Raw genomic sequence first — 10051 nt, 5'->3', positions numbered from 1 at the left:
TACGACATTAATAAACTGATGTTTTATAGCGATTATGGTGTTTACGATCCATTGTTAACGTCTGGAATTTACTTTGCTTTCTATGACAATAGCGATCAGTTAGTCAAAGAAATTCGAATGACTAAGGAAATTGCTCAAACCATTGATTTCAAGGATGTTGATGTTAAAGGTGCGAGATTTGTAAAGCTTTATAACACTGGACCACAGTTGTTTCGCGTGAGTGTTGCGAACATTCGTGGTGTAAAGTCAGGTGTTACCGTCATTCCTCAGTATGATTTGAAAGAAGACGTTCTTGAGGCTGAAAAAGTTAAGTTTTCTTGGAAAGCTCAGAATGGTGCAGAAAAGTACTATATCTATCGGGATGATGTTCGTATTGCGGAAACGAAAAATACAAGTTATGAAGATTTGAATCTGCAGCCTGACAATGATTATAAGTACCAAGTGAGTTACGTTGAAAAAGGAACGGAATATCCTAAGTCTGGAGCTCTTAAATTGCATACTCCGGTTAAGAAGGATACTACGCCACCTAGTGTTGTTCAGAGTGTTTATGTTAGTAATCATTTTGAAAGTTTTACGGTTAATTGGAAGCCTAATACAGAACCAGATTTGGACGGTTACAACGTCTATGTTGATGGTAAAAAAGTAAATTCGTCGCTAATTAAATCAACATCATACACGGTTCGTGGATTGACTAACGGTACTCAGTATAAGGTCGAAATATCAGCAGTTGATAAAAGCGGCAATGAATCTTTACTGTCATTACCTGTGTATGCTGTGCCAGATTCAAAGTCCATACCACCTGTTAAGTTTATGTATAGTTTGAAAGACATAGTAGATGGTATAGCGCATTGGTTCAGTGGTATATGGTTGATTTTAGCGTTTAGTGTTGCTATTCCTTTATCATTCTACGTTGGAAATCGAGTCAAAGGATTATTTGCATAGAGGGGATGATTTCCCCTCTAAAGGAGGTTAATATGGTTACCCTCACGGATATTGTGATATCGTTGCAAAGCGTTATTGATCCATTTCAGCCTGTATTGTTCTTATCATTTTGCATAATGGCTACCTTTGCGGTTATTAAAGGAATCAAGGAGATATTTACACTATGAATTGGTTCGCCGATACTTTGGCCAGATGGTTTAGCAGTGGATTGTCTTTCTTGGGAGATATGTTTTCCGGATTGTTCTCGTTGTTGGCAAAGCCGTTGTCATTTCTGTTGCAACTTATAGAAGGAATCTTCTATTTCATATACAAGCTTTTCGAAGTGTTGGTTCTGATTGTTCAGCTGTTCGTGGCTTTATTCCAGCTTGTAGGCAGTCTGATTTATGGATTATTACTCAACTTTAAGTCCATGTTAAGTCTGCAATTCAATCACACAGTATCCTATCCATCCAGCATGAGTACAGGCATAAAAGTTGTTGTTGAGCAGATTTTGGAGCCTATTGGATTTATGACGGTTGTGCCGCTGCTATTTATTGCAGTCCTTTGGGTTTGGTTCGCAATGCGCATGCTGAAATTGATTTCTGGAGAGGTGCATGCCGATGCGTGATTTTATAGATACCTTGTTTCATCCTGTAACCGGATGGCTGACCGATACCAAAAAATATTTGAGTGATTTGTTTGTTCCAGCTGCTCAAGTATTGAATTTGGATAATTATCTGGGTTACGTGTCATGGTTAGGGCCGCAATGGAAAAGTTTTATTGTAACAGCATGCATGTTTGCTTTTATTTATGGGATCACATTTCTGATCGCTACGAATATTGGTGTTTTCCGCAAGTTTAAGGACATGGTGAAATGGTGGTGACTTATGAATACATTTAAAGTATTTTTTGAAATTGGCGCAGCTATTGGTATATCGGTATTTATGTTTTGTGTGCTGCCATCTTTGTGGATTTATAAGAAGTTCAGACGTTAAATGTATACATAAAAGTGCAGCTGCAGCAAGCCGGGCATTGAAAAATGTATACAAAAGTTTAGCCGGCAGCTCGATTACCAGGAACGAAACGTATACAAAAACGAGCGGCAGCCGGATCCAGGAATGAATAATCTGTATACGAGGTGTTGTAATGATTAATGTGAATAGAAAAACAGATCGGGCAATTGTAGTTGAAGGTCATAACATTCAGATTGTTCCCGTCCGCGACGAATCAGCACAAGCATTGGAAACGTCCCTTGGATTGCTTCGAAAAGAGGATGCAACTATTTATGTAGATGCTCAAGGTGGTTTGACCTACATGTATAATGTTGATCTTCCAGCAAAGGTTGAGGCAGAGAAGTTGCGAGAGCTTAGACGATCGGTAGCGCTTAAACGTGCATTCGAATTTAACACGAACGACGGCAAGATTGATTGGATGAAAATATTTCCGTATATCATTGTCGTTATGCTTATTATTTTTCGTTAGGGGTGATCATGTGAGACTTATAATTTTGATTTCATTTTTTATAGTTTCTGCTTTTACTACTGCTGTTTCTATGAAAACGAGTGGTTTGGCTTTTTTGCTGAATTATAGTCGATTTGTTTCTATTATTTTGATTGCTATTACGTGCATGTTATCTCAACAGATAGCATTTTACATTGTGACAGGAGGAAGATTACATGGAAACCGTGCAAGACATAATGACATCTGAGTTACTGGAGACTTCCACAGAAAATGAAATGATTGAGGTATTAGATTTTATTAGGATGCATGGGGTTCCCCTGACCGCCTATCAAGCTCAGGCATTGTTCCAGTTACAGGAGGCAGGTTTGTCTGATCTTGCAGTTCATATTGGCTCTGTGCGGTCTCAAATGACGCCTGTGAAGCGTTATTACGATATGACCAATAAGCTTACGCTTGCTGATCGTATCAAGGGTAACGCGAAGCTAGGACAGTTGTTAAAGGCGAATGCTAACCCGGCCAACGCTGCTGGCGTTCCGATGGGCATAAAGGATGGTGTTAAGTAGTGCAGCTAATGATTTTTGACGGATACATGGGTTCTGGTAAAACACTTGGAATGAGTATCATGGCCAGATATTTTCAAGAAAGATCCGGTTGTAGCCTTTATAGCAATTATGGCTTAATCGGCGGGGAACAATTTGATCATTACACCAAATTCCTTAGTCTCACCGAAAAGCCGAGTAGCATTGTTTGTTTGGATGAAGCCCATATAGATTTAGATGCTCGGAATAGTACTACTAATGTTTCCAAGTACTTTACGCATTTGATTTTTTATTTGCGTAAGTTGCGTACAACCATTTTTTTAGCGACTCCATCCGTGGAAAATTTGGATTCGCGCGTCCGAGCTGTGGCAAATGTATATTGCCACGTTGAGAAGAAGAAAACCAAATTCAGTTATCATATGTGGGATCTTCAATCGTCTCGCTTTTTAAAGACGATTAGTATATCTAAGCCTAAAGCGTTTCAAATAGCTCCATCGATATACGACACATATAAGATGGTTAGTCCTATGGTATTCCCAGAAAAAAAAGAAGAATACCACTTATTTATTAATGAACTCAAACAATTGAACGATCAATACTACATAGCGACAGGGCTGAAAACGGCTCCGACGTTGGAAGCCCAAGCGCGAATGATGTAGAAAAAAATTTTAAAATTGTCTATTAATCTATCAAATAAACGTTGCTAATATTCGATTATATGGTATAATTTAATAAAAGCAACGTTTTAAAAGTAAGGAGATGATAGATTATGAAAACAGTTGCTGGCAAAAGAGGTAGAGGTCGTCCGAGAATTGGCGAAAGACGTGTCATTAGCATCACATTACCAGAGGAAGAATGGGAAAAAGTCGAAAGCTTGATTCATTCAGGCTATGCAGGTAGCGCGGGGGATTATTTCCGTCAGGTGCATGATTCGTATCAAAGTCGGTTGAAAGCAAAATAGTGTATACAAAAAGATCATCTGCAGATGGATCCAGATTGATTAATTGTATACAGAAAAGCACGCTGCAGGAGCTGCCAGGCTTCAAAAATGTATACATTAAAATGCAGCTGCTTGATCCAGGGATGACTATTATGTATACGGAGTGATGACATGAGTAGATCGCCGATTCAAGTTCCGGACGAGCTCAAGGCACGCATTGAGCAGTTTATGGCGGATTATAGGCTTAAGACACAGTATAGTGCGGTACAGTATCTGTTCGACTATTTTGACCGCAACGAATCACAGAAGCTTACAGACCAGCGGAAACGTAAGGAAGAGCAGGAACGGATAGAGTCAAATTATGTTGATGTTGGTTCGTTGAAACCCTTGTTTTCAGAAAAGGCCCAAGAATTAGATTTGAATATCAAAGAAATGTTCATGTTTCTTTTGGATCATTATCAAAGATCAACCAATATTGACAAGGAAACATTAAAAATTTACATGGATTTGAAAAAGAAATAGATACGACACGTTAGGGGCATGGGGATATATCCCCATTTACGCCAATTCGAGTTCAAAATGAAGCAAGAATACATAATTGTGCCCGTCTCAGGATAGAGGGAAAGGATACCTACAGTGCCCATTTCCGCCCAGCGTGTAATATGTATCTAGGAAAATATTTTATTATGTTCGGAAGACACTTATTAGATAAGGAGCGATTTAAATGAATGAGGATTTGAAAGCAAAGTATTCTGAATGGCGCAGGATTTCAGAGGAAATGTTGTCTGATGGATATGCAGGATCTATTGATTGTGGGGAGTCAGTTGTAAGAGAGGATTTTTCTAACTTTGCAGGTTTGGATGAGCAAATTAGTTTTGATGATATGTTGGCATTGGAACAGGATTATGAATCTATGCTTATCAGATGATTTGAGGTGATAGAATGCAAATGGTGGGCGAACAGCCCCCGTATAGTAACACGGGGGCTCTCTCTACATTCCAAGGTGGGTTGATCGCTTGTGTAGACTGGGCTGAATGGACTTTTCAAAAGTTCTACAGCGTTTACGAAGTTTTCGAGCTACTAGGAATGGAAAGTGACAGTTTTGTGCAAATGGAGTATAGCCGAAATACTAGGTATAATGTTGGTTACTACTGTAAAGATGCAGATATCGAGGTTTATGCAGAAGGTAAAAAAGAAGGAATGGGTATACACATAAAAATAACGGGTTCGGGTTGCCGTGACTATGAAAATTTGGAGTTACTTACATGGTTAGAGCTAATAGAATTAATCTTGCTTTGTGATGGGACATTTTCTCGTCTTGATTTGGCAGTAGATGATATTGTTTTTAAGGGACAGAAGCCATATTATATGTTATCAACATTGCGAAAGAAGCAAAAAGCCGGAGAAATCAGTAGCGTTATGAAATTAACGAATTTTCAGGAAAGTCATAAAATTGGTGATGGATCGTCTAAAGGTAAAACACTTTATCTTGGAAGTGCTACATCAAATGTAAGGATTAGATTTTATGAGAAACATCATGAGCGTCGTTCTAAAGGTCTTGATCTTGTAGAAGGACTAGAGTACTGGAATCGTACAGAGATACAGTTGCGGGATGAGAATGCACAAAGTGCAGCGTATCATATTATTAATAATAATGGTGATGTTGGTACCGTAACTGTTGGCATCCTTAAGCGTTATTGTAGGTTTTGCATAAAAGGTTCTGATAGTAATAAATCACGTTGGAAAACTGCACCTTTTTGGGAAAAGTTTCTAGGAGATGTCGAACCACTTTACCTGTCTAAAGCAGTTCAAGAGATGACAATTGAAAGACGTAAAAGGTGGGTTGACACTCAGACTCCACGAACAATGGCTGTTCTGTTTAATACGTATGGATGGGACTATATTGTGGATCTTATTGAAAAGGGTAGCGAAAGATTAACGGATCTTGATGTCGAACAGATAGAAAAAATGAAAGCTAAGATAGAAGCAGAAAAGAAGAAAGAACAGTATGATAAAGATTATGCATATGGTTGTCAACAGATACGATTACATAGTGCTTTGGAGCATAAAAGAGAGAGCATAAAAAAAATCATCCAAAACAAACTAAATTAGTTTATTTCGAACGATTTTAAAAAGGCTTGGGCGCCTTATTTCATTAAGTTATAATTATATTATATCTTATTATGTAAGTCATTAAAATATGCAAATGGAAAAAGCTGCCTTCATATTATATATATGAGGTGGCTTTTTTGTTATGCTTGGCTTAAAAAGATGTTCATATGTGCATGAGGAAGTGATCATAATTCCTAGACCCCGTATTCCAGAAGAGGACAGAAAAGAAAGAGTTGGTCTTCGACTGCCTAAATGGATGATAGATGAAATAATGAAAGAAGGATCGTTACAGGAAGTAATTGAGAGAAAACTCAGTAAAATATACAAAAAACCAAAAAAAATGGACTAGATATTTCTAGCATTTTTTTTTAAAATATAAATGCTGACGAAAACATGTTCTTATTTTATTTGAAATGGAGGTCAGAAAATGACTAAACAAGATGAAATTATTGAAAAAGTGATGTTATTTGTAGATGAAAACAAAGGTGAAAAAGATGGACGTTCGTATCACACGATTAAATTAGGTGATCCGTTAGCGTGTGAAAGTGCTGTTTTTTGGTTGAATGAACGTTCTAACATTAATACATCTGTTTTCAAGAAAGGCGACAGAGTAAAAACATTTTTGAAGTTGAATATTTACAATGGACGAATGATGGTAAGTCTTATGGATTTGAAGGCTGTATGAATAAGTTAACAGCAAGAAAGGCAATGGTACAGAGTCGTGAAAATAACAATGCAGTTATTGCACAGATTGATTGGATCATTGAGAAGTTCGGGGATCAGCTTACAGAAGATGAAGTTGTCGCCTTGAAAAATAGTCAATCACATCTGAATGGTGTCTCTGCATTTTTATTGAATATATCATCAAAAATTTAAGGCTGTAGTGCCTGAAAGGAGGTGATATATCGATGAATCCGACAATCCCAACGGTTTCGCTTACATACAATCTTGCAGACGTTGCAAGTGGTGTAGCAAGCTGGTTCTCTAGCTTCTGGTTGATTCTTGCGTTTGCTGTCGCGATTCCCCTTGCGTTTTACGTGGCGAATCGTGTCAAAGGATTGTTTGCTTAAAAGAAAGGGGTGCCTAAATGATAGAACAACTGCTAACGGAAATAAGGGATTCCATAACGTCACTTATGGACTCCTATCAGCTCGTTGATCTACCATCGGGCACCCTGCGTGTTATACAGTCATTATCTTACGGCGAGGCTGTTATTGCAATACTGCTTGGATTGCTGATCGTGCTATACATTTTGAAGTGGATATGGGAGGCCTTACGATGACTGATAAATTTCTTGTGGAATGTTTTTTAACGGTAATTTTCACATGGGTCTATATGGGCCTCGGTATAACATTCACATGTGGATTTATTTCACTTTATTATATTTGGAAGGATAGAGTGAAATGATTCAACAATATGCATTGCTCTCATTGCCCATAATCATTTTGGTGCTTGGATCAGTAGCCAGCAGATGGAGGGACATGTTTAAATGATGACTTCAGAAGTGTTAGGTTGGGTTTTTGCTATAATTCCGGGCTTAATTTTATTCGTTCTTAGTCTTCTCATTTGGGATAGATCAAGATGAATATGCTTGCAGATGTATTCTCATATTTGTTCATGTCCCCTATAGCCGTAAAGATAATCGTGACTGTACCAACCTTCGTTTGCTGTCTTGTCTCTATATTTTTGATATTACGTAAGTGGGGGTGGTCGGACTGAGTTTTAATTTAGATATCCCCAGCATTCTGCAATATGCATTTAACATATTCGCAAGTTTCTTGCCGCTAGTTTATTTATTTGGCGGTGCGAGTTTCGGTGTCTGGTTGATCACGAAACTTATAAATAATGTGAAGGGGTCTTAATATGCCAGGAATACCGTATAGCCCTGATATTCGAGATCTCTTTGCTAATTTACAGTTAAATTGGTCTACCATGATGCCGATACTAGTTGTCCTTTTTGGTGTTATTTTTGGGACGTTTTTAGCGAAGAAAATAATGAATAGAGTGAGGGGCGAATAAATGCCAACAGTTACGTTAACTTATGATCTTGGTGATGTTGCTACTTCTGTGGCAAATTGGTTCTCCAGTTTCTGGCTCATCCTTGCGTTTGCGGTGGCAATACCACTCGCGTTTTATGTGGCCAATCGCGTGAAAGGTCTTTTTGAGTAGCCGCCGTAGGATAGCTTGCATATGCTTGCTATCCTTTTTTTTTAGCCTGACGTTTGGAAATGCCATTGAGGCTAAATCTGTAATAGATGCTACGTACACTATGAATTTCGCTAGTTTTAATTCGGGACAGGTACCAACTACATTTGGTAGCACAAAACCGAAAGGTGTCTCTGGAACGTTTGATTTTGTTACGAATACCGGATCAACGACACTTAATTTTCCTAATCCAGCATCAATTATTTACGTCTCAAGGTCACCTGATTCTAGTACTGTAAAGGGTGTTTGTACGACAGATTCTGGAGAGACATTAAACCTTGATACACCTTTTGGTGGAAAATATTATGTTACTCCGTCCGTTCCTGCTAATTCGATACAGTGTCAGATGACCACCACAGGAAAGAACGACGCTAAGTATGTTGTTCATTCTTATGAATCCGCTGGAAAAAAAGAAAATTTGAATGTTCAGCCTACAGCTAAAGCACCAGTAACGCCGATTAAGCCAGATACGAAGCCGGGTAGTATGGGATTTGGTTACAAATCATATTACTTCCCGTCAAGAGATAATTACAGAGTTGATTACTGGGGTTATGACAAGTCTGCCGAGACACTTCACATTGAGTTCACTTCTTCCAGCGGAACTCATTATACGAAAAGTTACAAATTGGCAGATGGAATAGACATTTTGTATCTGACTTGTAATGGTGTGTATGACATTACACTCCGTGATGCTTCCGGTGCTGTGAAGCACACCATTCCATCGATTAGGACGGATAAGATTAGCTCTCCTGCTTGTAGCTCGGGAATCGAGAATAAGGTAAGAAATGATTTGAATGCTGGTTTATCTGTATCCGGTTGTGGTCCAGAAGAAGAGAAAAAGGCAACTATGTATTGGGATCAGGACGGTTCATCATCATATGAAATATGGAAGGACGGCCAGAAGATCGGAGAGACTTCCAATACTCATTATCAGGTGGAAGATCCGAAAGGCTCATATACGATCATTGGTGGCGGCGGTAAGGAATCAGATGTGAATGTGCCAGCAGACATAACTAGTGGTACGAACGCGCTGAATGAGGTTGCAAAGGCAATCTGTGAGTGTATCAATGACCTTCAGCCTGTGCTGAGTGAGATCAGAGATAATACAGCAGATGCGGTTGTACAGCTTCAGATAGCGAACGGAAACTTGAATCATATAGGTAATGTTCTTGAGGACATTAATAGACATCTGACACCTACTGTAGACGTTCAGAGACCTAGTGTTCATATCCCTAGCCTAAATGATTTCAGGCCCGATTATTTACCCAATGGTACGTATAAGGATAACAACATTTATTTCCGACCGAACGGTGTGGAACCGTCACCGCCTTCATTTCCTCAAGCTCCTGAGCCTACAAAGGAATGGAAGGATGCTAATGGCAATGTCGTTAGACAGCAGGGTGAAATGACAAAAGACCCACTATTAAAACAGGATAGTGTGCTTAAGCAAGACCCTGTTCCTGCTAAACAACCAGAAATGAAACAGGACAAGCCATTACAACAGGACAGTGTGCTTAAGCAAGATCCTATTCCTATAAGGCAACCGGAAATGAAACGAGATGCTCCAATGGTCCAGGACACTAAGCAATATCAAGTGCGTTGGAAATCTCCATAGAAAGGAGTGAAAACGATCCGTTATATAAAAATTTTTTCCTTGGCATTAGTTATATTTTCGTGTCTCTCAGTTTCTGTATATGCTGCTCCTATTTCTGCCGCGGCAGCTCCTGATGTATCCGGTTTGCTTAGTCAGTCGAATGAAATATCTAAATTGCCTCCGGGACTTGATACAACGAACTTATATTATTATGTTGCCAACCAGAATCGATTTTATTTGGAAAAAGATAATTCGATTAAATGGGATTTGGGACAGCTT

Annotated in this window: 18 protein-coding genes; all 18 read left to right on the top strand. The window is 38.8% G+C overall.

Translation table 11 applies throughout. From position 1 onward, the window contains the following. Window positions 1-942, top strand: a 942-nt coding sequence (locus PBN151_RS30045) for a fibronectin type III domain-containing protein (RefSeq protein ID WP_175560844.1), incomplete at its 5' end; no start/stop codon positions are given. Between the two features lie 163 nt (window positions 943-1105). Continuing rightward, entirely contained in the window at window positions 1106-1549 is a 444-nt protein-coding gene (locus PBN151_RS30040; RefSeq protein ID WP_072732250.1) for a hypothetical protein, read from the top strand. Next, window positions 1542-1805, top strand: a complete 264-nt coding sequence (locus PBN151_RS30035) for a hypothetical protein (RefSeq protein ID WP_072732249.1) — start codon at window positions 1542-1544, stop codon at window positions 1803-1805. The genes PBN151_RS30040 and PBN151_RS30035 overlap by 8 nt, the downstream gene beginning before the upstream one ends. Window positions 1806-2067: 262 nt before the next feature. Next, window positions 2068-2403 (top strand): hypothetical protein, encoded by a 336-nt coding sequence (locus tag PBN151_RS30030; protein WP_072732248.1) that lies wholly within the window; start codon window positions 2068-2070, stop codon window positions 2401-2403. A 194-nt stretch (window positions 2404-2597) separates the two neighbouring features. After that, window positions 2598-2945, top strand: a complete 348-nt coding sequence (locus PBN151_RS30025) for a hypothetical protein (protein ID WP_072732247.1) — start codon at window positions 2598-2600, stop codon at window positions 2943-2945. Between the two features lie 8 nt (window positions 2946-2953). Then, window positions 2954-3580 carry a zonular occludens toxin domain-containing protein gene (locus PBN151_RS30020; RefSeq protein WP_370510466.1) on the top strand — a complete coding sequence of 209 codons (627 nt, stop codon included), beginning with the start codon at window positions 2954-2956 and terminating at the stop codon, window positions 3578-3580. 110 nt (window positions 3581-3690) lie between these two features. After that, window positions 3691-3882, top strand: coding sequence for a hypothetical protein (locus tag PBN151_RS30015; protein WP_072732245.1), 192 nt, complete (start codon window positions 3691-3693; stop codon window positions 3880-3882). Between the two features lie 150 nt (window positions 3883-4032). Beyond that, window positions 4033-4383, top strand: coding sequence for a hypothetical protein (locus tag PBN151_RS30010; protein ID WP_072732244.1), 351 nt, complete (start codon window positions 4033-4035; stop codon window positions 4381-4383). 202 nt (window positions 4384-4585) lie between these two features. Beyond that, on the top strand, window positions 4586-4789 hold the full coding sequence (locus PBN151_RS30005) for a hypothetical protein (RefSeq protein WP_072732243.1): 204 nt from the start codon (window positions 4586-4588) through the stop codon (window positions 4787-4789). A 20-nt stretch (window positions 4790-4809) separates the two neighbouring features. Then, entirely contained in the window at window positions 4810-5973 is a 1164-nt protein-coding gene (locus PBN151_RS30000) for a replication initiation factor domain-containing protein (RefSeq protein WP_175560843.1), read from the top strand. A gap of 142 nt (window positions 5974-6115) precedes the next feature. Beyond that, window positions 6116-6322 (top strand): hypothetical protein, encoded by a 207-nt coding sequence (locus tag PBN151_RS29995; protein ID WP_072732241.1) that lies wholly within the window; start codon window positions 6116-6118, stop codon window positions 6320-6322. Between the two features lie 78 nt (window positions 6323-6400). After that, window positions 6401-6658 (top strand): hypothetical protein, encoded by a 258-nt coding sequence (locus PBN151_RS29990; RefSeq protein WP_072732240.1) that lies wholly within the window; start codon window positions 6401-6403, stop codon window positions 6656-6658. Beyond that, window positions 6655-6849, top strand: a complete 195-nt coding sequence (locus tag PBN151_RS29985) for a hypothetical protein (protein ID WP_072732239.1) — start codon at window positions 6655-6657, stop codon at window positions 6847-6849. Before PBN151_RS29990 ends, PBN151_RS29985 begins: the two co-directional genes overlap by 4 nt. 32 nt (window positions 6850-6881) lie before the next feature. After that, window positions 6882-7043, top strand: a complete 162-nt coding sequence (locus PBN151_RS31650) for a hypothetical protein (protein WP_175560841.1) — start codon at window positions 6882-6884, stop codon at window positions 7041-7043. Between the two features lie 17 nt (window positions 7044-7060). Continuing rightward, window positions 7061-7255 (top strand): hypothetical protein, encoded by a 195-nt coding sequence (locus tag PBN151_RS29980; RefSeq protein ID WP_072732238.1) that lies wholly within the window; start codon window positions 7061-7063, stop codon window positions 7253-7255. A 737-nt stretch (window positions 7256-7992) separates the two neighbouring features. Next, on the top strand, window positions 7993-8142 hold the full coding sequence (locus PBN151_RS31645) for a hypothetical protein (RefSeq protein ID WP_175560842.1): 150 nt from the start codon (window positions 7993-7995) through the stop codon (window positions 8140-8142). A 100-nt stretch (window positions 8143-8242) separates the two neighbouring features. Beyond that, window positions 8243-9793 carry a hypothetical protein gene (locus PBN151_RS29975; protein WP_139295464.1) on the top strand — a complete coding sequence of 517 codons (1551 nt, stop codon included), beginning with the start codon at window positions 8243-8245 and terminating at the stop codon, window positions 9791-9793. A 6-nt stretch (window positions 9794-9799) separates the two neighbouring features. Further along, window positions 9800-10051, top strand: a 252-nt coding sequence (locus PBN151_RS32200) for a hypothetical protein (RefSeq protein ID WP_227775235.1), incomplete at its 3' end; no start/stop codon positions are given.

Origin of the sequence: Paenibacillus sp. NAIST15-1, from assembly GCF_001894745.1 — a bacterium.
Taxonomy (GTDB): domain Bacteria; phylum Bacillota; class Bacilli; order Paenibacillales; family Paenibacillaceae; genus Paenibacillus_B; species Paenibacillus_B suaedae.
This window is presented reverse-complemented; position numbering and strand designations above follow the sequence as displayed.

Bases quoted from the DNA above. Each gene is read 5' to 3' on its own strand.
- PBN151_RS29985 (WP_072732239.1), top strand. From the start codon at position 6,655: ATGAATAAGTTAACAGCAAGAAAGGCAATGGTACAGAGTCGTGAAAAT.
- PBN151_RS29990 (WP_072732240.1), top strand. From the start codon at position 6,401: ATGACTAAACAAGATGAAATTATTGAAAAAGTGATGTTATTTGTAGAT.
- PBN151_RS30030 (WP_072732248.1), top strand. From the start codon at position 2,068: ATGATTAATGTGAATAGAAAAACAGATCGGGCAATTGTAGTTGAAGGT.
- PBN151_RS29995 (WP_072732241.1), top strand. From the start codon at position 6,116: ATGCTTGGCTTAAAAAGATGTTCATATGTGCATGAGGAAGTGATCATA.
- PBN151_RS30020 (WP_370510466.1), top strand. From the start codon at position 2,954: ATGATTTTTGACGGATACATGGGTTCTGGTAAAACACTTGGAATGAGT.
- PBN151_RS31645 (WP_175560842.1), top strand. From the start codon at position 7,993: ATGCCAACAGTTACGTTAACTTATGATCTTGGTGATGTTGCTACTTCT.
- PBN151_RS29980 (WP_072732238.1), top strand. From the start codon at position 7,061: ATGATAGAACAACTGCTAACGGAAATAAGGGATTCCATAACGTCACTT.
- PBN151_RS30040 (WP_072732250.1), top strand. From the start codon at position 1,106: ATGAATTGGTTCGCCGATACTTTGGCCAGATGGTTTAGCAGTGGATTG.
- PBN151_RS30015 (WP_072732245.1), top strand. From the start codon at position 3,691: ATGAAAACAGTTGCTGGCAAAAGAGGTAGAGGTCGTCCGAGAATTGGC.
- PBN151_RS30035 (WP_072732249.1), top strand. From the start codon at position 1,542: ATGCGTGATTTTATAGATACCTTGTTTCATCCTGTAACCGGATGGCTG.
- PBN151_RS29975 (WP_139295464.1), top strand. From the start codon at position 8,243: ATGAATTTCGCTAGTTTTAATTCGGGACAGGTACCAACTACATTTGGT.
- PBN151_RS30005 (WP_072732243.1), top strand. From the start codon at position 4,586: ATGAATGAGGATTTGAAAGCAAAGTATTCTGAATGGCGCAGGATTTCA.
- PBN151_RS30025 (WP_072732247.1), top strand. From the start codon at position 2,598: ATGGAAACCGTGCAAGACATAATGACATCTGAGTTACTGGAGACTTCC.
- PBN151_RS31650 (WP_175560841.1), top strand. From the start codon at position 6,882: ATGAATCCGACAATCCCAACGGTTTCGCTTACATACAATCTTGCAGAC.
- PBN151_RS30010 (WP_072732244.1), top strand. From the start codon at position 4,033: ATGAGTAGATCGCCGATTCAAGTTCCGGACGAGCTCAAGGCACGCATT.
- PBN151_RS30000 (WP_175560843.1), top strand. From the start codon at position 4,810: ATGGTGGGCGAACAGCCCCCGTATAGTAACACGGGGGCTCTCTCTACA.